Below are 21,937 nucleotides of genomic sequence, written 5' to 3'. Positions count from 1 at the left end.
CTTACCCCACTGCTTCGATAGCGCTGATGGTGTCAGCAAGCTCTTTGTCCACTCCATAGAAACGTGCTTTTTCGAACAACACTGAGCGATTCATCACCCCTGTTGTTTCATAGCGGCCAGTGATTTTTCCATCGTTGTTATAAGGGTTTGATTGGAAACTGAATAACTCTTCCAACACGACATTTTTCCCCTCCATGCCGAGCACCTCAGTAATGCTCATGACTTTACGAGAGCCATCATGGAGTCTGTTAACCTGTACAATCAGATCGACCGCACTCACTAAAGAGCGACGTATCGCCTCTAGTGGCAAGTTATTGGTTGCCATCATGACCATAGACTCAACTCGAGCAAGGGCATCTCGTGGGCTGTTAGCATGCAGCGTTGACATTGAACCATCGTGGCCGGTGTTCATCGCCTGCAACATTTCAAACGCTTCAGCACCACGACATTCACCAACGATGATGCGATCTGGACGCATACGCAGCGAGTTAATCATCAAGTCGCGTGAGTTCACTTCACCGGTACCTTCGATGCCTGCTGTTCGAGTTTCCATGCGAACCACATGAGGCTGAAGCAGTCTCAGCTCAGCGGTATCTTCAATCGTCACCACTCGTTCACCTTGCGAGATGTATTGCGACAGGGCATTCAATAACGTCGTTTTGCCTGAACCTGTACCACCGGCGACAAGAATATTCAGACGACAGCGCGCTGCTAATTGCAGTAACTTCGCCATTTCAGGGCTCAAAGCACCAAACTCGATTAAGTCATCAAAACCAATACTTTTATGCCGAAACTTACGAATCGATATCGCTGTACCATCTATAGCAATTGGAGGTAGAACAATATTCACACGGCTGCCATCTTCTAAACGCGCATCACAGGTTGGTGACGACTCATCAACACGACGACCAACACGACTAGCAATACGCTTGGCGATATCCGCCAGTTGCTTTTCATCAAGAAAGTGCACATCTGCTTGCTGCACTAAACCGAAGCGCTCGACATACACTTGCTGGTGGCCGTTGATCATGATGTCAGTGATAGTGTCATCATCCATCAGAACCTGTAACGGCCCTAGACCAACCAGTTCATGGATCATGCTAACAACGTATTCACTTCTCGCCAGTGAAGAAACTGATAGCTGGTCGCGACCAACCAACATATCTACCGCGTTACTTAACTGACGTTCTAAGTCACTTTTCGATAAGCTTTCTAGTGCTGATGCATCCAAGGCATTAAAAATTTGGTCACGCAGATGGATGTAGGTTTGTTTTGAATGTTGCATTCCCTACTCCCTTAGCGATTAAACAGTTCTTGTACCCAAGAACGTTTTTGTTGCGGCTTATCACCCACCAGCAGTGCGACTAAGTCACTCAAGCCTTGTTGCATTTCTGATTTAGTATCAATCAGTTGATGGCCTTGAAGTAGGTAGTGGTTCGCTTTGTGGTCAAACTCAATTTTGCAGTCGGCTTTGCGACCGAAATATTTGCTGACATCAGACATACTGATTGAGGCCGCATTATCTGGGCGCGATTGGTTCATCACGGTAAGAAGCGGCAGCTCGGGATAGCGCATTTCTAGCTCGGACACTACACGGTTTAACTCTCGTAGCGACGACACCGTGGCATCAAACACAACCACTAACGTATCAATCTCAGCCACCGCTCGATCGAACTCTTCATTTGTGGTGACGGTATGTGAATAATCTTCAATCACAAATGAATGGCTCTTAACCACTTGCTCTTTGAGCGCTTGGGTATATTCATGCAGCTCAGCACGCGTAAACGCATCCGACTCCAAACCCAAAATAGCTAGGTTTCGTTCCAGACGTTGCACTAAGCTAGTGGCGAAATCACCATCAATGCTCGATACCAAAGTACCTTTGCGTACACTACGTTTACTGAACTTCTGCAAACCTAAAAGCACATCGATATTGCTGCCGGTATAGGTGTGATCAACCAACAAGGTAGGCGTTTTATGATGACGCCCCAATGAGCGTGCTACTTCACTGGCAATCAGAGACGTTCCAACACCGCCTTTAACGCCAAGAAAAGCCACTTGTTTTGCTTTTCGATTCGAAGCTACACCACTTTGCTGCTGACGGTTCCGACGTACACCATGGTAAAACTCCATGATTTCTTTGTCGGTTGCAGGCCAAAATAGGTAATAGAAACCAAGCTGCTTCAACGCACGAATGGTTGAGATCGCATCTTCGCAACCAACCACAACAACTGATACATGGGTAGGCAGTTGATGGGCAATGTTTTTTGCGTCTTCAACCACGCTTTGGCTTTTATTTAGTTCAACAATCACCACTTCCACACTTGAGTGCGCATGCAGTTCCGGGTAGTTTTTTTCTTGGTTGTTCACCGTAATTGGCTCGACCAAACCTTCAAAGCGAAACGCCTTATGGACTAAGTCTTTGCACGCAGCGGTTTGATATAAGAACGCACACTTATTTTCTTTTTGTTGAGTGTGATTCGGCGTGCTTTTACTCAACTTATCTACTAAATCAAACATGATGAGTGTTCCTCAATATCAAAGCGCATTCTGCGGATTAACCATCGACTGCCAGCGGCTGCCATCGGTATAACAACCTAGGTGACCCAAACCGTAATCACCGATAACTTCTTGGTGACATATTTCAAGTTGAGCCTGAAGCTGAATCACCGATACCTGCACATCAAAACGGTGAGGCTCAGTACTGTATTCGACTACCAGTTGTTCGGCAGTAATACCTTGCTTAATCAACGTATTACGGTATTGCTGTGCCAGCTTCTTACCTTGTGCGTTATAGCTAGTGATCTTCCATTTACTGCCCGTTTGATTCGGGTACTTGCGAACAAACTGAGCAAGCTTATTCATGGCGTAGACTTCATCCTGGCTTTGTACCGCAAAGCTAAATTCTGTTGGTTTGAGTGCGATACTGGTCCCGCGAGGTTCAACAATATGATCAGCGCAACCAGACAGTAACGCGATAGCCAGTAGAGTTAACATCCAGTTTTTCATTGACGGAAACCTCCCGCATTAAGAACTTCACCAGCCCATTGGTCTTGAGCTTTGTCATAGCTGCCATCAAGCGCGAAGAAACGTCGTAGCGTGCCGGTTTTTTCCATGGTTGGTAGCTGGATCTGATTGGCTTTCACTGGTTTCACCAAGTTGACGGTTGCCACAATAATCAGCTCAGTTTTGTTACGTTCTGTTCCTGTGTGGCGAAACAGCGCCCCCAAAACAGGAATGTCACCAATAAAAGGAATTCGTGTCAGTGATTCGCGCTCTTCACTATTAAGCAGGCCACCCAGAACAAAGCTTTGACCATCACCTAATTCAACCGTGGTTTGTGCTCGGCGGGTTTTGAAAGCCGGCAAATCAAACACTTCACTGGTGTAAGTGTTATCTAAAGAGCTCACCTCGGGGGACAATGCCAATTTAATTTTGTCATCACGCAGTACTTTCGCCATCAGGTCTAATCGCACACCGAATTCTTTGTAATCGACATCGCTAGCCCCATCGACCACCGTTACTACTGGCATTTCGCCACCGACTAAGAAGCTTGCTTGCTCTCCAGAAATCACCGACAGATTTGGCTCTGCCAGTACTTGGCCGACCTTGTCTGAACCGACAGCTGAGATAACAGAAACAATGTCATCAGCACTGAAGCTGGTTAACTGATCGACAAAGATGCCAACATCACCACCAGAGCCCATCTTGATACCAAAGTCTTGAATAAAGCTGTGGGAGACTTCTGCAATGGTCAACTTAACGTTGACTTGCTTCGTCGCAGTAACTTCAATGTTGTTCACCACACCTTGATAGGTAGGGCGAGACATAAAGTCCACTTGAAGGTCGTCAGTCGAGCTATCGAGTTCTGGCATTTCAAAATCATGGTTAGTGAAAGACTTACCCAACAACTCACCCACCAAGGTGTAGATGTTATCGCGTTCATTGTCTGAAACGGCACTGCCACTCAGTACAACGTTGCTACCAATACCGTTAACTTGAACATCAGAATATGGATACTGCACTTGAATTTGCTGCTCAATATTGCGGTAGCTTTTGCTGACAATCAGGGTTTGGTTGATAAGCTCAGAACCATCACGGTCAAACACAATGAACGATGCTTCACCTTCTGATTTACCCAGTAACACCACCTTGTGAGTATCGATAACTTGGTAGTCCGCCACTTTTTGATTAGAAACAAACACCGAATCAACTTCAGCTTTAAACGATAAGGTTCTCGCGCCACCAGCCGAAAGCGTCGTTATGCCCTGAGCCTGTAAAGCCGTGGAAACAAGCATTAAGCAATAGATGCTAAATCGAGTTATGGTTTTCATCTTGCCTCCTAATTGAATCGATATTCTTTGATCGATTGGGTTTTCGTCGTTTGCCTTTCATCAGCAAAGCGAATCACATCGCTTGAGTTCGCATGCAATTCATCCACAAATTGCTCGCCAATCGATTTATGTACCGTAATTTCTGCTATGCGTTTTGCTACCGACAACTTAGCCAACTGACGGTTAGTAACTTGCAAAACGAGAGTGACATCAGTGGTTTTCTGATCGGTTAATGTACTAACTAGGCGCTGCTTCGAGATCATGTACAGTACGGGAACTTGAGCAATCAGCGGAGTCATGGTCAGGTGTTCAATATCCGACACGGTGTTGTCTGCTGAGAGGTTTTGATCCATGGTGGAAATCACTGAGATATCGACCAAATCACCAACGGCAATCGTTCCTCCTACGACATCATCACCCGGCACTGTGATATTGAACGGAGCGTAACCAGGCTTAGCCATGGTCGAGAGGTAATCACTTTCTCCCGGCGAAGTCAGCACCTCTTGCGTCACCCATTCACCTTGATTCAGAGCTTCAACCGCAATTAGGCGCTTGCTCCAATCGAGCTTAATATCGCTATCAATCCCTTGTTGTGCCGCTTGTGATTCGGTTAAGTACTCAATCACTAAGTCTCGACGCTGCAATGCTTCGCCTCGTTTTAGGTCGCGCTTTAACGTCCAGACTTTAAATTTTTTCTCTTCTTTCTGTGGATGTTGTGTTTGAACAACCGGAGCGGGTGGCTGTGATTGAGTCACGCCATAAAGCCCGACTGAAATGGCGATCGCCGCCAAAACAAGAATGACTTTTGAATTCATGGTTCACCTATAAAGATGCAGCGATGCCAAACAGGCTTCCGAGACAAATGGGCACACCATAAGGCACACCTCTTTCCGTCCCAGCAGGATGATTACCGATTTGGCTAACGAGCCACTGCGTTAGAGCGAGCATTCCACCCAAAGTGACAATCAACCAAATCGTCAACGGCAAGTACTGCGGCGCAATCATCAGTGCAAATGCCGCCAGTAATTTACTGTCCCCCGCTGCGAGGATTCGTAGTTGAAACAGTACGCCCCCCATCACCAATATCGCCATTGAAGATAGAACGTGACTGTATTCCCCTTTATTCAAGACAAAAAAAACACCCAGCAAAGCAACACTTAACGCCACTCCATTGGGTATTTTTCGGTATTTGATGTCTTGATAACTGGCTATAAAAGCCATGGTGGCAAGGGGAAGTAGCCACCATAGTTTTCCCAACAAGCTATTAGCCAGCAGCGGGAGCAGAGTTCGCAGCCGTGATGTTGCTTGAAATGGTATCGATAGCACCTTGTAGAGATTCACGTAGTGCATCGTTAAATACTGCTAGTACGATTGCAGACATGCACACGCCTAGGATTGCGTATTCAATTGCTGTTACGCCACGCTCGTCGTTTTTGAATGATTCGATGAACAGTTGTGTTTTTACAAATAGGTTAGTAAACATTTTGACTCCTCAATTTTTCTAACACGTCAAAAAGATGACGGAGGGGATAGTAAGAATTGAGGAGATTTTGAGCAAACCTAGACGATGGTACCTGACACTGCTCTGACAGATAGCGAGGTTTCATTCAGGTTGGATTCAGTTTTCGCATAGGAAAACGTTTACTTAATCACAACAAAAATCATTGTGGTCCGATTTTTTCTTTTTCGGCTTAATTCACACTTTGCGTCGTATAGACATTAAGGTAAGGTCAAGGATTATCCTATTGACCAGTCAAAGACTGGCGTTAAGACACATAAAGCAATCACAATGAATTAGGTATAACGACAAATGCAGTTCTCTAAGTTTGGTGAAAAATTTAATCAGTATTCAGGTATCACGCAGTTAATGGACGATTTGAATGATGGTCTGCGCACACCAGGTGCCATCATGCTCGGTGGAGGTAACCCTGCCGCCATTCCTGCCATGCTCGATTACTTTCGCCAAGCCAGTGAGGAAATGCTCGCCAGTGGGGAGCTTGTCGCCGCCCTCGCCAACTACGATGGTCCGCAGGGCAAAGACGCGTTCGTTAAAGCGTTGACTCAGTTATTCCGTGAAACTTACGGCTGGGATATTTCCGAGAAAAACATCAGCCTAACTAACGGCAGCCAAAGTGGCTTTTTCTACTTGTTCAACTTGTTGGCAGGTAAACAGCCAGACGGTTCGCACAAGAAAGTGCTACTGCCTATCGCGCCTGAGTACATCGGTTATGGCGACGCGGGCATTGATGAAGATATTTTTGTCTCTTACCACCCAGAGATCGAGCTGTTAGATAACGGTCTGTTTAAATACCACGTCGATTTTGAGCAGCTAAAAGTCGATGACTCTGTTGCGGCAATCTGCGCGTCTCGCCCAACCAACCCAACGGGTAACGTACTGACAGACGAAGAAGTACGTAAGCTGGACAAGCTAGCACGTGAGAACAACATTCCGCTGATCATTGATAACGCCTACGGTCTGCCGTTCCCAAATATCATCTTTGAAGATGTCGAGCCATTCTGGAATGAAAACACCATCCTGTGCATGAGCCTATCTAAACTTGGCTTGCCGGGCGTGCGTTGTGGCATTGTGATTGCGAGTGAGGAAATCACTCAAGCGTTGACCAATATGAACGGCATCATCAGCCTAGCACCGGGCAGTGTTGGTCCAGCGCTAGCAAACCACATCATTGGCAAAGGCGACCTGCTTAAACTGAGCTCTGAGGTGATTAAGCCATTCTACAAGCAGAAGTCTCAACGTGCAGTTGAACTGCTCCAAGAAGCGATTACCGATGAGCGCTTCCGTATTCACAAACCAGAAGGCGCTATCTTCTTGTGGCTATGGTTTGATGAACTGCCAATTACGACAATGGAACTGTACCAACGCTTGAAAGCGCGTGGGGTCTTGATTGTTCCGGGTGAATACTTCTTTATTGGCCAGAAGGACGAGTGGGATCATGCACACCAATGCTTGCGTATGAACTACGTTCAAGATGATGAGATGATGCAAAAAGGCATTGCGATTATCGCAGAAGAAGTGGAAAAGGCTTACCGCGAAGGTAAATAGACCGATTGAACACAGCCGCTTCTCTTTGAAATTGCGGCTTTGAAAGCCCCAAACTAAAAAGAGCGCCCTTTTCCATAATGGAAGGCGCTCTTTCTCATTCTATAACCGTGTGGTTAACTGAAGTGTCTTTAGCTGATTAGCTGTTTTCAATCAGGTTGTTACCACCGATAGCAATCTTACGCGGTTGCATCGCTTCTGGAATTTCACGAACTAAATCAACATGAAGTAGACCGTTTTCCATTGATGCACCAACGACTTTTACGTAATCCGCAAGTTGGAATTTACGTTCAAAATCGCGCTCCGCAATACCTTGGTAAACGTAGTTTTTACCTTCTTCGGCTTTACGCTCGCCCTTCACAATCAACATGTTTTCGTTTTGAGTCAAATCGAGCTGATCTTCAGCAAAACCAGCGACTGCCATAGTAATACGGTAGTTGTGCTCGTCTTTTTGCTCGATGTTGTATGGAGGGTAACCGCCAGAAGTGTTCTTCGCAGAGCTTGCTTCCATCAGGTTAAACAGACGGTCGAAGCCAATTGCATTACGGTATAGTGGTGAGAAATCTACATTACGCATAATCTATCCTCTTTTAAGCAATAGTCTTAGCCCAGATGAAGGTCATCCACGTGGCGCATTTATGCAAGAAAGCGCCGAGCTAAGGGATCCGATGATTCATTCCTCTGACCTACTCTTTAGGTGCGGGGACATGAAGTCGAATCTAGGGTAAAGTTGTGTGCTAATACTGAGTATCCTCTCCTGAGCGATCTCGTTTAGCGATTCCAGAGGCGCTGTTCTTCTCTTGTTGAGCAAGACAGCTTTCCTCTTCAACAATAGATATGTGGTTGGAGCAAATTAGTTTCAAGGGATCGAATTAAAAAATTTTCTATACGCTTTTAGAGATCCCCAACTCGGTCGTTCCTCCCTCTTGAGGATGACGCTCCAGACAATTGAAAAATAATGAAAACATCGGAAACAAAAAAGGACCACCATTTCTGGTAGTCCTTTAAAAATTTAGTTTTTTGAGACGAAGCTATTTCGTTTTAGTTCAAGGAAGAGGCGCGGAGCATACGAAGGTATGTGAGCACCTCTGACACAGAAATTAAACGAAAGAGCAAAGTATCAAAGATACTAAACGTCTAGGTTTGCTACTTTCAGCGCGTTCTCTTCGATGAAGTTACGACGCGGCTCAACTTGGTCACCCATTAGCGTTGTGAACAATTGGTCTGCGCCTACCGCATCTTCAATGGTTACTTGCATCATGCGACGTGTCTCAGGGTCCATTGTGGTTTCCCAAAGCTGATCTGGGTTCATCTCACCTAGACCTTTGTAGCGCTGTAGGCTTAGACCACGACGCGACTCTTTGATTAGCCACTCAAGTGCCGATGCAAAGCTTGATACTGGCTGAGTACGCTCACCACGCTTGATGTAAGCGCCTTCTTCTAGCAGACCGTCTAGCGCTTCAGATAGATCCGCTAGCTTGCCGTACTCTTTCGAGTTCAGTAGGTCGATGCTTAGTGCGTAGTTGTGCGTCACACCGTGAGTACGTACGATGATCTTAGGTAGGTTTAGACCTAGCTCTTCGTGTTGCTCAACTTCGAAGCTGTATTGGCTTGCGCCTACTTCTTTCGCGTTTAGCTGTTCAACTAGCTGTTTTGTCCACGCTTCTACTGCTGCTGCATCGTGACATTGCTCTGCCGTTAGACGCGGCGTGTAGATTAGCTCATGAACTAGCGCGCTTGGGTAACGACGGCTCATACGATCCGCCAGTTTGATACCTGCGTTGTATTGCTGAACTAGCTTCTCTAACGCTTCACCTGCCAATGCTGGCGCTTCTGCGTTTACGTGTAGTGACGCGTTATCAAGAGCCAAAGCAACTTGGTATTGGTTCATCGCGTCTTCATCTTTGATGTACTGCTCTTGCTTACCTTTCTTCACTTTGTAAAGTGGTGGCTGAGCGATGTACACGTAGCCACGCTCAATAAGCTCTGGCATTTGACGGTAGAAGAAGGTCAACAGTAGCGTACGGATGTGCGAACCATCGACGTCAGCATCGGTCATGATGATGATGTTGTGGTAACGCAGTTTGTCCGGGTTGTACTCGTCACGACCGATACCACAGCCTAGTGCAGTGATCAGTGTTGCTACTTCTTGAGAAGAAAGCATCTTGTCGAAGCGTGCTTTTTCTACGTTAAGAATCTTACCTTTTAGCGGTAGGATTGCTTGGTTCTTACGGTTACGGCCTTGTTTTGCGGAGCCGCCTGCCGAATCACCCTCCACTATGTATAGTTCAGAGAGTGCTGGATCTTTTTCCTGACAGTCTGCAAGTTTGCCAGGTAGACCAGCTAGGTCTAGTGCGCCTTTACGACGAGTCATTTCACGAGCTTTACGCGCTGCTTCACGAGCACGAGCTGCATCGATGATTTTCGAACAAACCATCTTCGCTTCCGTCGGGTTCTCAATCAGGAACTCAGACAGCTTCTCACCCATTGCTGATTCAACCGCTGACTTCACTTCAGAAGAAACCAGTTTGTCTTTAGTTTGGCTAGAGAACTTAGGGTCTGGCACTTTAACTGAAACAACCGCAGTTAGACCTTCACGAGCGTCATCACCAGATGTTGCCGTTTTCGCTTTCTTGGAGAAACCTTCTTTATCCATAAAGGTATTCAGCGTACGTGTCAGCGCAGCACGGAAACCAGCAAGGTGAGTACCACCATCGCGTTGCGGGATGTTGTTAGTGAAACAGTAGATGTTCTCTTGGAAGCCGTCGTTCCATTGCATTGCTACTTCAACAGCAATGCCATCTTCACGTTCAAAATCGAAGTGGAAGATTTTCTCAATGATTGGAGTTTTGTTGGTGTTTAGGTGCTCAACGAACGCTTGAATACCACCTTCAAACATGAAGTGGTCACTCTTGTCTGCTTCACGCTCATCAACCAGCTTGATAGAAACACCTGAGTTTAGGAAAGAAAGCTCACGCAGACGTTTTGCTAGGATATCGTAATGGAACTCGATATTTGTGAAGGTTTCAGCGCTTGGCCAGAAGCGGATCTGTGTACCCGTTTGGTCAGTATCACCAATTACTGCTAGTGGCGCTTGAGGCTCACCGTGATGGTAAGTTTGCGTATGGATATGACCGCCGCGGTGGATAGTCAGAACCACTTTTTCAGACAGTGCGTTTACTACTGAAACACCTACGCCGTGAAGACCGCCCGATACTTTGTATGAGTTATCGTCGAACTTACCACCAGCGTGAAGTACCGTCATGATAACTTCTGCTGCTGATACTTTTTCTTCTGGGTGCATTTCTGTTGGAATGCCACGACCATCATCCGTAACTAAAACCGAGTTGTCCTCATGAATTGTCACAACGATGTCTTTACAGTGACCTGCCAACGCTTCATCAATTGAGTTATCCACCACTTCGAAGACCATGTGGTGAAGACCAGTGCCGTCGTCCGTGTCGCCGATGTACATACCTGGACGCTTACGTACCGCATCCAGACCCTTCAGTACCTTAATACTCGATGAATCGTAATTTTCAGACATGAGTTTCTCTCTTCTAGTTTGACTCTATCCTGCCATGTTCCACATGAAACAATTTGCCCGTATCGTCCAACATATCGGCGATTTGGCTTTCAGTGATAGAGCTTACAAATACTTGTGCGCCCGTCTCTTTCAAGCAGTCAGCAAGACGCTTGCGACGTTGGCTGTCTAATTCCGACGCAAAGTCGTCAATTAGGTAAATACATTGTTTTCCGGTCATTTCGGTAAGGTGTTGTCCCTGCGCTACACGCAATGCACACACCATGAGTTTTAATTGACCGCGTGACAAAACGTCCTCAACAGGCGTTCCGTTCACTTTAATGCGCAGATCAGCCTTATTCGGACCACTAAAGGTGTAGCCCAACGACTGATCACGCTCGAAATTTTTTTCTAGTATCTCATGATAAGGGGTATCTTTGTCCCATCCACGATAATACTTTAATTGGATCTCAAATTCTGGCAAAAATGTCTGACAGATGGTTTCCGCTACGGTTTTCATCTGTTCGATGTAATGCGCTCGCCATTGGCTGATATTTTCTGCCAAACGTGCCATTTCCTGATCCCAGTAACTGAGTTCGCGATAACTTCTGGCAGTTTTAAGTAGAGCATTGCGTTGCTTGTTGAGACGCTTAAAGCGCCCCCATGCATCATAGAAAGCTGGCTCAGTATGAAACACGCCCCAATCAATAAATGCACGACGATGCTTTGGACCATCCGTAAGGAGATCAAACCCTTCTGGGTGTATCAACTGCAAAGGCAAAACTTGTGCAAGTTGCGCCAATTTTTGCCCAGATTGACCGCCTATTTTAACCTCTGTTGAGCCATCACGCTGCTTATTAATGCCAATAGGTAGCTCAAATTGATCCGAGTTCAAAAAACGACCATGAACAAACAGTTCATCGCACTCATTTTGGATAACTCGGCCAGTCAATGAGCTCTTGAAAGAGCGGCCATGTCCGAGCAAATAAATCGCTTCTAGGACGCTGGTTTTGCCGCTGCCATTCGGTCCAATAAGAAAGTTAAAGCCTGCTGATAGGTTAATATCACAGGCTTTAATGTTTCGAAACTGCTGAATGATGAGGCGAGAAAGTGGCATTCAGATGACTTACAGACGAATTGGCATCACCACGTACATGGCACTGTCGCAGTCTGCATTTTCAATCAACGCACTGGCGTTGGCATCTGACATCGATATACGCACATTATCGCAACGTAGGGTGTTAAGTACGTCCAGCACATAACTTACGTTGAAGCCAATCTCAATAGCGTCACCTTCGAAGGTCACGTCTAGCATTTCTTCCGCTTCTTCTTGCTCAGGGTTATTTGCAGTAATACGCATTTCACTGCCGGCAAGGTTCACACGAACACCACGGAACTTTTCATTAGAAAGAATCGCTGCACGAGAAAACGCTTGGCGTAATTCATCGCAGCTTGCTTCTAGTGTTTTGGTCGTACTTTGTGGCATTACGCGGCGATAATCAGGGAAACGACCATCAACAAGCTTAGATGTGAAGACAAAGTTATTTACTTCTGCACGTACATTTGAACTGCCAATCTGTAGCACAACAGGTTGTTCTGGCGCGTCCATCAGTTTCACCAACTCTTGTACACCTTTACGTGGCACGATGATTTGCTTCTGTGCAAAGTCGGCACCCAATTGTGTTTGAGACACTGCCATACGGTGACCATCGGTTGCCACGCTGCGTAGCGTCGTACCGTCGATTTCAAACAACATGCCGTTTAGGTAGTAACGAACGTCTTGGTTCGCCATCGAGAATTGTGTTTTTTCAATCAGCGTACGTAGCTCAGACTGAGTCAGTGATACTTCAACTTCGCTTTGCCAATCTTCAATGTTCGGGAAATCGTTCGCTGGAAGCGTCGCCAGTGAGAAACGGCTGCGGCCTGAACGAACTTGTACGCGATCGCCTTCTAGTACGAAGGTGATGATAGAGTCATCTGGTAGACCACGGCAGATATCAAGAAATTTACGAGAAGGAACGGTAATGCTGCCCGCTTCAAAATCCCCTTCTAGAGCCACTTTGCTCACCAATTCCACTTCCAAATCGGTTGCGGTCATGGATAACACGTTCTCTTCTACTTTAATCAGTAGGTTACCAAGAATTGGTAGGGTTGGTCGGCCACCTAGTGCACCCGAAACCTGTTGTAGCGGTTTGATTAAATGACTACGTTCAATGGTAAATTTCATGCTTGGCTCTTTACGCTGTCAGCTCAATTAATGATTTGCTTAGAATACTGTCATTCTAACCGATTACGAAGACAGGGTGCGAATCAAGTTAGAGTAATCTTCCTTAATATCGTGGCTCTCTTCACGCAGCTGCTCAATCTTGCGACATGCATGCAGCACCGTGGTGTGGTCACGACCACCAAATGCATCACCAATTTCAGGCAAGCTGTGGTTGGTCAGCTCTTTTGCCAGCGCCATCGCCAATTGGCGAGGACGAGCAACCGAGCGAGAGCGGCGTTTAGACAGCAAGTCCGCCACTTTAATCTTGTAGTATTCCGCGACCGTCTTTTGAATGTTGTCGATCGTTACAAGCTTCTCTTGTAGAGCAAGCAGATCGCGCAGCGCTTCACGAACAAAATCAATCGTAATTGGGCGACCTGTGAAGTTGGCGTTTGCAATAACGCGGTTCAGCGCACCTTCCAGTTCACGAACGTTAGAACGTAGACGCTTCGCAATAAAGAACGCCACTTCATCCGCTAGGTGAATTTGGTGGTCTTCCGCTTTCTTCATCAAGATCGCTACGCGGGTTTCTAATTCAGGCGGCTCGATCGCAACCGTTAGACCCCAACCAAAACGTGATTTTAGACGATCTTCCACACCGCTGATCTCTTTTGGATAACGGTCTGAAGTAAGAATGATCTGTTGGTTGCCTTCCAATAACGCATTGAAGGTATGGAAGAATTCTTCCTGTGAACGCTCTTTATTAGCAAAGAACTGAATGTCATCGATAAGAAGCGCATCAACACTGCGGTAGTAACGTTTGAATTCTTCAATCGCATTGTTTTGCAGTGCTTTTACCATGTCTTGAACAAAACGCTCAGAGTGCATGTACACCACTTTCGCGTTTGGCTTGTTATCCACAATCGCGTTGCCCACAGCATGCAACAAGTGCGTTTTACCTAAACCCGTGCCACCGTAAAGGAACAACGGGTTGTAGGCTGCGCCCGGATTATCTGAAACCTGACGTGCTGCAGCCAAACCGAGTTGGTTCGACTTACCTTCCACGAAGTTGTTGAACTTGTGCTTTGGGTTCACGTTTGAACGATGATTGATGTTCGCGATCGCTTGAGCGTCGTCATCCCACGTTTTATGCACAGGCTTACGAGCTTGCAATTGCGCAGGTGCTGAAGATTCAGCGGCCACATCAGCTGGCGTGCGTGTCGGTGCCGGCTTAGGAGCTGCAACTGGGCGACTACCCACTTCAAAGCGTAAGCTAGGAACGTCGTTACCGCAGTATTCCTGCAGTAGACGATTGATGCTGTTCAGGTACTTGTCGCGAACCCAATCCAAAACAAAGCGGTTTGGAGCGAACAGAGTGAGAGTATTGTCATTGAGCTCCGCTTGTAACGGACGAACCCACATGCTGAATTCTGTAGCTGGTAGCTCTTCTTGAAGCTGCTGCAAACATTGCAACCAAAGCGAAGATGACACGGTGCCCCCACTGAGTATTTGAATTATCGGAAAAGACTGGCAATTTTACCTGTTGATAACCAAGATCGCCAGCAATTGATCGACGATCCAGTGAATAAGATCTAAGTTATTCACAATTATTTCGCCCAACTAAGCGAGATCAACACATCTTGCCCCAAATTTGCCCACACATTGATCCACATTTGGGCAAAATCAGCTAGATCGAGCAATTGGTGATAACTCTGTGAATGAATTTCGGTTCATCGATTTTTTTCGATCGTCATTTCTGCTCTTTCCGATCGTTTTTTCATCATTTATCCCTATATCTTGGCTACTATCTATACCAAATAAGATCTTATTACTATGAGGTCTAGGTTATTGCACTTGGTTATTTCTTTAATTGAGCTAACTGACAGTAGTATTTCCAACCATAAAAGTATGGAGATGTATTATGAAAAACTGGATTAAGGTTGCTGTTGCAGCCATCGCTTTGTCTGCCGCGACCGTTCAAGCCGCTACTGAAGTAAAAGTAGGCATGTCTGGCCGTTACTTCCCATTCACCTTTGTGAAGCAAGATAAGCTGCAAGGCTTTGAAGTGGATATGTGGGATGAGATCGGTAAACGTAACGATTACAAGATCGAATACGTTACAGCGAACTTTTCTGGTTTGTTTGGCCTTCTTGAAACGGGCCGTATTGATACCATCTCAAACCAGATCACCATGACAGACGCACGTAAGGCGAAATACCTATTTGCTGACCCATACGTAGTAGACGGTGCGCAAATTACCGTACGTAAAGGCAACGACAGCATCCAAGGTGTAGAAGATCTAGCAGGCAAAACCGTTGCGGTTAACCTAGGCTCTAACTTTGAGCAGTTGCTTCGCAGCTACGACAAAGACGGCAAGATCAACATCAAGACTTACGATACTGGTATTGAGCACGATGTAGCGCTAGGCCGTGCTGATGCGTTCGTTATGGACCGTCTGTCTGCATTAGAACTGATTAAGAAAACCGGTCTACCGCTACAACTTGCGGGTGAACCATTTGAAACGATTCAAAACGCTTGGCCATTCGTTGATAACGAAAAAGGTCGTAAGCTACAGGCAGAAGTGAATAAAGCACTTGAAGAGATGCGTGCCGACGGAACAGTAGAGAAGATTTCTGTGAAATGGTTTGGTGCCGACATCACTAAGTAAAACTTCTCTTCTTTTAGGACGCAGAGCTTTATCTCGCGTCCTTTTTAACTCAATGACAAGGTGGAACTTCGTATTCCACCTTTTCTTTTCTCAAGGTAAGTCGTATGGGATTTGATTTTAATTACATGTTGGAACTGTTGCCGATACTGCTCAAGTATCTTGGCACAACCATGGAAATGGCCACATGGGGATTGGTCTTTTCACTGATTCTAGCCGTTATTTTAGCGAACATTCGCGTATTTAAGCTGCCAGTTCTCGACCAATTGAGCCAACTTTACATCAGCTTCTTCCGTGGTACTCCACTTTTGGTACAACTGTTTTTGCTCTACTACGGCTTACCGCAAATCTTCCCATTCATGGTGGGCATTGATGCCTTTTCCGCGGCAGTGATTGGCTTAACGCTCCACTTTGCTGCTTATATGGCAGAAAGTATTCGCGCCGCCATCATTGGTATTGATCGCAGCCAGATGGAAGCGAGCTTGTCAGTGGGGATGACAACACCTCAAGCGATGCGTCGGGTAATTTTGCCACAAGCAACGCGAGTCGCACTGCCTTCTTTAATGAACTATTTCATCGATATGATTAAGTCCACTTCCCTCGCCTTCACGCTGGGTGTGGCTGAAATCATGGCTAAAGCGCAAATGGAAGCCTCTTCTAGCTTCCGCTTCTTCGAAGCTTTCCTTGCCGTCGCTCTTATCTACTGGGGTGTGGTGGTGATTCTGACTCGAGTACAAATTTGGGCAGAAGCGAAATTGAATAAGGCGTACGTACGATGATCAAATTAGAAAATATCCACAAACGCTTTGGCGAAACAGAAGTCCTCAAAGGTATTGATCTCGATATCAAACAAGGTGAGATCATCGTTATCATTGGTTCAAGCGGTACGGGTAAATCGACACTTCTACGTACTGTTAACTTCTTAGAGCAAGCCGATGAAGGTCGCATTACCATCGATGACATCTCCGTCGATACACAAAAACATACCAAAGCCGAAGTATTAGCTCTACGCCGCCGAACTGGGTTTGTTTTCCAAAACTATGCCCTATTTGCTCATATGAATGCGCGTCAGAACATCGCAGAAGGCTTGATCACGGTACGCGGTTGGAAAAAAGAAGACGCTCTCAAGCGTGCTCAAGAAATTCTGGATGACATCGGTCTTGGCGATAAAGGAGAAAGTTATCCAGCGGCTCTGTCTGGTGGCCAACAACAACGTGTGGGTATCGGCCGAGCGATGGCACTGCAACCGGAACTGCTGCTTTTTGATGAGCCAACTTCTGCATTGGATCCTGAATGGGTTGGAGAAGTTCTCTCATTAATGAAGAAGTTAGCCAATCAACATCAAACCATGTTAGTGGTCACGCACGAGATGCAATTTGCCAAAGAAGTGGCGGATAGAGTGATCTTTATGGCCGAAGGCAACATCGTTGAACAAGGTTCTCCACAAGATATCTTCGACAATCCACAAGATCCTCGTTTGAAAAAATTCCTTAACCAAGTTGGAATAGAGTAAAGATCAAGCATCAAGATCAATCGATCCTTGAGATTTTACTCACACTACGTATAATCGCCCGGCCGGAATTTCGTACTCATGAGTCATTGACACATTATGTGAGTGTGATTACAATTCCGCCTCTTTGTTGAGAGGCGTCGGTTGTTCTTCTTTAATAAAGAGCTTCTTTATATAAAGAAAGCAAAATGCCCACGCCGGGTTTAACAAGAACCTAAAACTACTGATCAGTAAAGGTAATTATCATGAAACGCACTTTTCAACCTACAGTTCTAAAGCGCAAGCGTACTCACGGCTTCCGTGCTCGCATGGCAACTAAGAACGGTCGTAAAGTTATCAACGCACGTCGTGCAAAAGGCCGTGCGCGCCTATCAAAATAATCGCTAGTTTATTTTGAACACGTACGCGTTTAATCGGGAGTTACGCTTGTTAACTCCCGAGCATTATCAAAACGTCTTCCAGCAAGCTCATCGAGCTGGCTCGCCTCATTTCACCATCATTGCACGCAATAACAAACTTTCTCATCCTCGATTAGGTTTAGCTGTTCCGAAAAAGCAAATCAAAACTGCTGTTGGTCGTAACCGCTTTAAGCGTTTGGCTCGTGAAAGCTTTCGTAACAATCAACATCAACTTCCAAATAAAGATTTTGTTGTGATTGCAAAGAAAAGCGCGCAAGATTTAAGCAATGAGGAATTATTTAAGTTGTTTGATAAGCTATGGCATCGCCTGTCTCGCCCTTCACGTGGATAGCCATTGGGCTCATTAATCTATATCGCTGGTTTATCAGCCCTCTGATTGGTCCTCGTTGCCGGTTCACTCCAACTTGTTCCACTTACGCGCTAGAAGCTTTGAGAGCTCACGGTTTTGTAAAAGGATGTTGGTTATCAGGCAAACGTCTATTAAAATGCCACCCTTTGAATGAAGGGGGGTATGACCCCGTTCCACCAGTCCAAAAACAAGACAGAGATAACTAACGATGGATTCTCAACGTAATATCCTGCTTATCGCTCTGGCACTGGTTTCTTTCTTGCTGTTTCAACAATGGCAAGTAGCAAAGAATCCAGCACCTCAAGCGGTTGAACAGGCTCAATCAAGCAGTACTCTACCTGCACCATCTTTTGCTGATGACTTGGACCCAGTTCCTGGCCAACAGCAAGCTTCTGCAAAAACTATCACAGTAACGACTGATGTTTTAACTCTGTCGATCGACACCGTTGGTGGCGATGTGGTACATGCCGACCTGAACAAATACGCTGCTGAACTTGATTCATCAGACCCATTCGTTCTGCTAAAAGACACTAAAGGCCACCAGTTCATCGCACAAAGCGGTCTAGTGGGTCCTCAAGGTATCGACCTTAGCAGCACTAACCGTCCTCACTACAACGTGAGCGCAGACAGCTTTACTCTAGCTGACGGTCAAGACGAACTACGCGTTCCAATGACATTCACTGCAAACGGTATCGAATACATCAAGACTTACGTATTCAAACGTGGCAGCTACGCGCTGAACGTAGAATACGATGTTGTGAACAACTCTGGTAACAACGCAACATTTGGTATGTACGCTCACTTGCGTCAAAACCTAATGGACGCTGGTGGTAGCATCACAATGCCAACTTACCGTGGCGGTGCTTACTCAACAGAAGACGTTCGTTACAAGAAATACAGCTTTGAAGATATGCAGGATCGTAACCTGTCTATCAACCTAGCAGATGGCCAAGGTTGGGCAGCAATGATCCAACACTACTTCGCTGCAGCTTGGATCCCACGCAACGAACCAGGTACTAACCTGTACACTCGCGTGATTGGTAACCTAGGTGACATCGGCGTACGTATGCCAAACAAAACTATCGCAACGGGTGACCAAGCGAAGTTTGAAGCAACACTATGGGTTGGTCCTAAGCTACAAAACGAAATGGCAGCTGTGGCACCAAACCTAGACCTAGTAGTGGATTACGGCTGGCTATGGTTCATCGCTAAACCACTTCACTCACTGCTTGCTTTCATCCAAAGTTTTGTGGGTAACTGGGGTGTGGCAATCATCTGTTTGACCTTCATCGTTCGTGGTGCAATGTACCCACTAACGAAAGCGCAATACACGTCTATGGCGAAAATGCGCATGCTACAGCCTAAGCTGCAAGCAATGCGTGAGCGCATCGGTGATGACCGTCAGCGTATGAGCCAAGAAATGATGGAACTGTACAAGAAAGAGAAAGTGAACCCACTGGGTGGCTGTCTACCTCTTATCCTACAGATGCCTATCTTCATCGCGCTTTACTGGGCACTAATGGAATCGGTTGAGCTACGTCACTCTCCATTCTTCGGTTGGATTCATGACCTTTCAGCGCAGGACCCTTACTACATCCTGCCTCTACTGATGGGTGCGTCAATGTTCCTAATCCAGAAGATGAGCCCAACAACAGTAACGGATCCAATGCAGCAGAAGATCATGACCTTTATGCCGGTTATGTTTACCTTCTTCTTCTTGTTCTTCCCATCAGGCCTAGTTCTATACTGGTTGGTGTCGAACATCGTTACGCTTATCCAGCAAACTTTGATTTACAAAGCGCTGGAGAAAAAAGGCTTACACACTAAGTAACCTTGATAGAAAAGCATAAGAAAGGCGGCCAAAAGGTCGCCTTTTTGTTTTTGGCTGATTACAATTCAGCTAATTAATTGGTTCTGGCTCCCTAGGGGTGTAAACCCTATAGCCCAGCTCAAAAGGCAAGATTATGACTACAGATACGATTGTCGCTCAGGCTACCGCACCCGGTCGTGGTGGTGTCGGCATTATTCGTGTTTCTGGCCCTAAGGCCAATCAAGTGGCACTAGAAGTCACAGGTAAGACGCTAAAGCCTCGCTACGCAGAGTATCTGCCATTTCAAGCGGAAGATGGCACCGTGCTAGACCAAGGCATTGCCCTGTACTTCCCTAACCCACATTCGTTTACAGGCGAAGACGTACTTGAACTGCAAGGCCACGGTGGCCCTGTGGTAATGGATATGCTGATTAAGCGTATCTTAGGTATCGACGGCGTACGTGCCGCTCGACCTGGTGAGTTCTCAGAACGCGCCTTCCTAAACGACAAGATGGACCTAACTCAAGCAGAAGCAATTGCCGACCTGATTGATGCCAGCTCAGAAGAAGCAGCAAAATCAGCACTGCAATCACTACAAGGCCAGTTCTCACAACGCATCCAAACGCTGGTGGAATCTCTGATCCACTTGCGTATCTACGTGGAAGCGGCTATTGACTTTCCAGAAGAAGAAATCGACTTTTTGGCCGATGGTAAAGTGTCTGGTGACCTACAAGCTATCATCGATAACCTCGATGCAGTACGTAAAGAAGCCAACCAAGGCGCGATCATGCGTGAAGGCATGAAAGTCGTGATTGCAGGCCGTCCTAATGCAGGTAAATCAAGCCTATTGAACGCTCTATCCGGCAAAGAATCCGCTATCGTTACGGATATCGCCGGTACTACGCGTGACGTATTGCGTGAACACATCCATATCGATGGCATGCCTTTACACATCATCGATACCGCAGGTCTGCGTGATGCTTCTGATGAAGTAGAGAAAATCGGTATCGAGCGTGCATGGGATGAAATTGCCCAAGCAGACCGTGTTCTGTTTATGGTTGATGGCACCACAACCGACGCAACGGATCCAAAAGACATTTGGCCAGACTTCGTTGATCGCTTGCCAAACAGTATTGGCATGACGGTGATCCGCAACAAAGCGGATCAAACGGGCGAAGATATGGGGATCTGCCATGTAAACGATCCGACACTGATTCGCCTCTCAGCAAAAACAGGCGCAGGTGTGGATGCTTTGCGTACTCACTTAAAAGAGTGCATGGGCTTCTCAGGCAATACCGAAGGCGGCTTTATGGCTCGTCGTCGTCACCTAGATGCGCTAGAACGTGCGGCTCAGCATCTTCAAATCGGCCAAGAACAGCTTGAAGGCTATATGGCGGGGGAAATCTTGGCAGAAGAGCTGCGTATTACTCAGCAGCACTTGAATGAGATTACTGGCGAGTTCAGCTCTGATGACCTCCTCGGCAGAATCTTCTCCTCATTCTGTATCGGTAAATAATCAAAACGCGCGGTGTTAAGCATAAGTTTAACGCCGCGTTTCTTTTTGTACTGACGCACTGTGGTTACCCAAGGCGTGAGTATGGCTCAATAAAGGAAGACACATGATCCACATTATTACAGGCAGTACGTTAGGTGGCGCAGAATACGTAGGTGATCACCTGAGTGATCTGCTCAATGAAAACGGTTTAGAAACGACGATCCACAACCAACCAGAATTGTCATCGATCGAGAACCAAGGCACTTGGCTAGTAATCACTTCAACTCACGGCGCGGGCGAATACCCAGATAATATCCAACCTTTTATTGCTGCGTTACAAAACACACCACCTAAGATGGCCGATGTGAAGTTCGCAGTGATTGCGATTGGAGATTCAAGCTACGATACATTCTGCGCTGCAGGCCAGCATGCTTATGACCTGTTAGAAGACATTGGTGCAACGCCTATCACTGACTGCTTGAAGATTGATGTACTCAGCCATGATGTACCTGAAGACGCCGCAGAGGTGTGGTTGAAGGAGAATCTGGCACGCTTTACCGCTTAA

Annotated in this window: 22 protein-coding genes; 10 read left to right on the top strand and 12 right to left on the bottom strand. The window is 46.4% G+C overall.

What is annotated here, in order from left to right; translation table 11 throughout:
• Position 1: 1 nt before the first annotated feature.
• The 7 genes from KJB05_RS00110 to KJB05_RS00080 are packed head-to-tail and all read right to left on the bottom strand — an operon-like array spanning position 2 to position 5,817.
• Positions 2-1,285 (bottom strand): CpaF family protein, encoded by a 1,284-nt coding sequence (locus KJB05_RS00110; protein ID WP_208444989.1) that lies wholly within the window; start codon positions 1,283-1,285, stop codon positions 2-4.
• A gap of 11 nt (positions 1,286-1,296) precedes the next feature.
• Positions 1,297-2,520, bottom strand: coding sequence for an ATPase (locus KJB05_RS00105; protein WP_208444988.1), 1,224 nt, complete (start codon positions 2,518-2,520; stop codon positions 1,297-1,299).
• Between the two features lie 18 nt (positions 2,521-2,538).
• Positions 2,539-3,009: a hypothetical protein gene (locus tag KJB05_RS00100; RefSeq protein ID WP_208444987.1), complete on the bottom strand. Its 471-nt coding sequence runs from the start codon at positions 3,007-3,009 to the stop codon at positions 2,539-2,541.
• Entirely contained in the window at positions 3,006-4,334 is a 1,329-nt protein-coding gene (locus KJB05_RS00095; protein ID WP_208444986.1) for a pilus assembly protein N-terminal domain-containing protein, read from the bottom strand. Before KJB05_RS00095 ends, KJB05_RS00100 begins: the two co-directional genes overlap by 4 nt.
• 8 nt (positions 4,335-4,342) lie before the next feature.
• Positions 4,343-5,149: a Flp pilus assembly protein CpaB gene (cpaB, locus tag KJB05_RS00090; RefSeq protein WP_208444985.1), complete on the bottom strand. Its 807-nt coding sequence runs from the start codon at positions 5,147-5,149 to the stop codon at positions 4,343-4,345.
• Between the two features lie 7 nt (positions 5,150-5,156).
• Positions 5,157-5,555, bottom strand: coding sequence for an A24 family peptidase (locus KJB05_RS00085; protein WP_208444998.1), 399 nt, complete (start codon positions 5,553-5,555; stop codon positions 5,157-5,159).
• Positions 5,556-5,598: 43 nt separating this feature from the next.
• Positions 5,599-5,817, bottom strand: a complete 219-nt coding sequence (locus tag KJB05_RS00080; RefSeq protein WP_009708042.1) for a Flp family type IVb pilin — start codon at positions 5,815-5,817, stop codon at positions 5,599-5,601.
• A 327-nt stretch (positions 5,818-6,144) separates the two neighbouring features.
• Here KJB05_RS00080 and KJB05_RS00075 point away from each other — a divergent pair, with 327 nt between their 5' ends.
• On the top strand, positions 6,145-7,398 hold the full coding sequence (locus tag KJB05_RS00075; protein WP_208444984.1) for a valine--pyruvate transaminase: 1,254 nt from the start codon (positions 6,145-6,147) through the stop codon (positions 7,396-7,398).
• 136 nt (positions 7,399-7,534) lie between these two features.
• Here the strand turns inward: KJB05_RS00075 and KJB05_RS00070 are convergent, their stop codons facing one another.
• The 5 genes from KJB05_RS00070 to dnaA form a co-directional block, all read right to left on the bottom strand.
• The gene (locus KJB05_RS00070) at positions 7,535-7,972 is read right to left on the bottom strand and encodes an Hsp20 family protein (protein WP_005440850.1); all 438 of its coding nucleotides are present in this window, start codon (positions 7,970-7,972) and stop codon (positions 7,535-7,537) included.
• 552 nt (positions 7,973-8,524) lie between these two features.
• Positions 8,525-10,942 carry a DNA topoisomerase (ATP-hydrolyzing) subunit B gene (gene gyrB, locus KJB05_RS00065; RefSeq protein WP_208444983.1) on the bottom strand — a complete coding sequence of 806 codons (2,418 nt, stop codon included), beginning with the start codon at positions 10,940-10,942 and terminating at the stop codon, positions 8,525-8,527.
• Positions 10,943-10,955: 13 nt separating this feature from the next.
• The gene (gene recF, locus KJB05_RS00060) at positions 10,956-12,035 is read right to left on the bottom strand and encodes a DNA replication/repair protein RecF (RefSeq protein WP_208444982.1); all 1,080 of its coding nucleotides are present in this window, start codon (positions 12,033-12,035) and stop codon (positions 10,956-10,958) included.
• 9 nt (positions 12,036-12,044) lie between these two features.
• Positions 12,045-13,145: a DNA polymerase III subunit beta gene (gene dnaN, locus KJB05_RS00055; protein ID WP_208444981.1), complete on the bottom strand. Its 1,101-nt coding sequence runs from the start codon at positions 13,143-13,145 to the stop codon at positions 12,045-12,047.
• Positions 13,146-13,208: 63 nt separating this feature from the next.
• The gene (gene dnaA / locus KJB05_RS00050) at positions 13,209-14,615 is read right to left on the bottom strand and encodes a chromosomal replication initiator protein DnaA (RefSeq protein WP_005440837.1); all 1,407 of its coding nucleotides are present in this window, start codon (positions 14,613-14,615) and stop codon (positions 13,209-13,211) included.
• A gap of 430 nt (positions 14,616-15,045) precedes the next feature.
• Between dnaA and KJB05_RS00045 the strand changes: the two genes are divergently transcribed.
• The 9 genes from KJB05_RS00045 to mioC all read left to right on the top strand — a co-directional run bounded on the left by KJB05_RS00045 (position 15,046) and on the right by mioC (position 21,937).
• The gene (locus tag KJB05_RS00045) at positions 15,046-15,792 is read left to right on the top strand and encodes an amino acid ABC transporter substrate-binding protein (protein ID WP_005440835.1); all 747 of its coding nucleotides are present in this window, start codon (positions 15,046-15,048) and stop codon (positions 15,790-15,792) included.
• Positions 15,793-15,896: 104 nt separating this feature from the next.
• Positions 15,897-16,568, top strand: a complete 672-nt coding sequence (locus tag KJB05_RS00040; RefSeq protein ID WP_005440833.1) for an amino acid ABC transporter permease — start codon at positions 15,897-15,899, stop codon at positions 16,566-16,568.
• On the top strand, positions 16,565-17,302 hold the full coding sequence (locus tag KJB05_RS00035; RefSeq protein WP_005440831.1) for an amino acid ABC transporter ATP-binding protein: 738 nt from the start codon (positions 16,565-16,567) through the stop codon (positions 17,300-17,302). Before KJB05_RS00040 ends, KJB05_RS00035 begins: the two co-directional genes overlap by 4 nt.
• Before the next feature lie 242 nt (positions 17,303-17,544).
• Positions 17,545-17,679, top strand: a complete 135-nt coding sequence (gene rpmH / locus KJB05_RS00030; RefSeq protein ID WP_005378825.1) for a 50S ribosomal protein L34 — start codon at positions 17,545-17,547, stop codon at positions 17,677-17,679.
• Between the two features lie 46 nt (positions 17,680-17,725).
• Positions 17,726-18,049, top strand: coding sequence for a ribonuclease P protein component (rnpA, locus tag KJB05_RS00025; RefSeq protein WP_009699098.1), 324 nt, complete (start codon positions 17,726-17,728; stop codon positions 18,047-18,049).
• Complete coding sequence (yidD, locus tag KJB05_RS00020) at positions 18,016-18,273, top strand: membrane protein insertion efficiency factor YidD (RefSeq protein WP_078608021.1); 258 nt, start codon at positions 18,016-18,018, stop codon at positions 18,271-18,273. The genes rnpA and yidD overlap by 34 nt, the downstream gene beginning before the upstream one ends.
• A 2-nt stretch (positions 18,274-18,275) precedes the next feature.
• Complete coding sequence (yidC, locus tag KJB05_RS00015; RefSeq protein ID WP_005440828.1) at positions 18,276-19,898, top strand: membrane protein insertase YidC; 1,623 nt, start codon at positions 18,276-18,278, stop codon at positions 19,896-19,898.
• A 133-nt stretch (positions 19,899-20,031) separates the two neighbouring features.
• The gene (gene mnmE, locus KJB05_RS00010; RefSeq protein ID WP_208444980.1) at positions 20,032-21,393 is read left to right on the top strand and encodes a tRNA uridine-5-carboxymethylaminomethyl(34) synthesis GTPase MnmE; all 1,362 of its coding nucleotides are present in this window, start codon (positions 20,032-20,034) and stop codon (positions 21,391-21,393) included.
• A 103-nt stretch (positions 21,394-21,496) separates the two neighbouring features.
• Positions 21,497-21,937 (top strand): FMN-binding protein MioC, encoded by a 441-nt coding sequence (gene mioC, locus KJB05_RS00005; protein WP_005440825.1) that lies wholly within the window; start codon positions 21,497-21,499, stop codon positions 21,935-21,937.

It is taken from the genome of Vibrio sp. B1ASS3 (assembly GCF_905175355.1).
GTDB lineage: Bacteria > Pseudomonadota > Gammaproteobacteria > Enterobacterales > Vibrionaceae > Vibrio > Vibrio owensii.
Note: the sequence above shows the minus strand (reverse complement) of the source record. Positions and strands in the feature narration are given on the sequence as shown.